Below are 231 nucleotides of genomic sequence, written 5' to 3'. Positions count from 1 at the left end.
TACATTTGTTTAGGTATTAATATTGACGGCCATAAAGAATTTCTTGGCATGTGGATTTCAGAAAATGAAGGGGCTTAGTTTTGGTTGAGCGTGCTCACCGAATTAATCCTACGGGGTGTTGAAGATATCTTAATCTCGTGCTTATTTGTGGTGAATGGATTTACTGATTCTATTAATACTTTTTACCAGCTAAGTCATGTTCAATTGTGTATAGTGAATATGGTTCTATAA

At 34.6% G+C, this 231-nt stretch carries 1 pseudogene; it reads left to right on the top strand.

Features of this window, described 5'->3' with window-relative positions:
- A pseudogene (locus tag AAEY55_RS18675) lies at window positions 1–225 on the top strand (transposase); the annotation flags it as partial.
- Window positions 226–231 lie beyond the last annotated feature (6 nt).

Source organism: Pseudoalteromonas sp. 120-MNA-CIBAN-0494, from assembly GCF_040308885.1.
GTDB classification, from domain to species: Bacteria; Pseudomonadota; Gammaproteobacteria; order Enterobacterales; family Alteromonadaceae; genus Pseudoalteromonas; species Pseudoalteromonas nigrifaciens.
Note: the sequence above shows the minus strand (reverse complement) of the source record. Positions and strands in the feature narration are given on the sequence as shown.